Source organism: Flavobacterium sp. FlaQc-52, assembly GCF_044007495.1.
GTDB lineage: Bacteria > Bacteroidota > Bacteroidia > Flavobacteriales > Flavobacteriaceae > Flavobacterium > Flavobacterium cupriresistens.
Genome location: NZ_JBIPCV010000065.1, coordinates 1 through 255, shown reverse-complemented (window position 1 = coordinate 255; position 255 = coordinate 1). Strand labels below are relative to the sequence as shown.

General features: G+C 44.7%; 1 rRNA gene. It reads left to right on the top strand.

The features are described from left to right. Positions 1–255: ribosomal RNA gene (locus tag ACHRV5_RS22520) — 23S ribosomal RNA — on the top strand; the annotation flags it as partial.

Below are 255 nucleotides of genomic sequence, written 5' to 3'. Positions count from 1 at the left end.
CAGCTAGGATGTTGGCTTGGAAGCAGCCATTCATTTAAAGAGTGCGTAACAGCTCACTAGTCGAGCGGACGAGCATGGATAATAATCGGGCATAAGCATATTACCGAAGCTATGGATTTACAGTTTTACTGTAAGTGGTAGGGGAGCATTCTAACAGGGTTGAAGGTGTATCGTAAGGTATGCTGGACTGGTTAGAAAAGAAAATGTAGGCATAAGTAACGATAATGCGGGCGAGAAACCCGCACACCGAAAAAC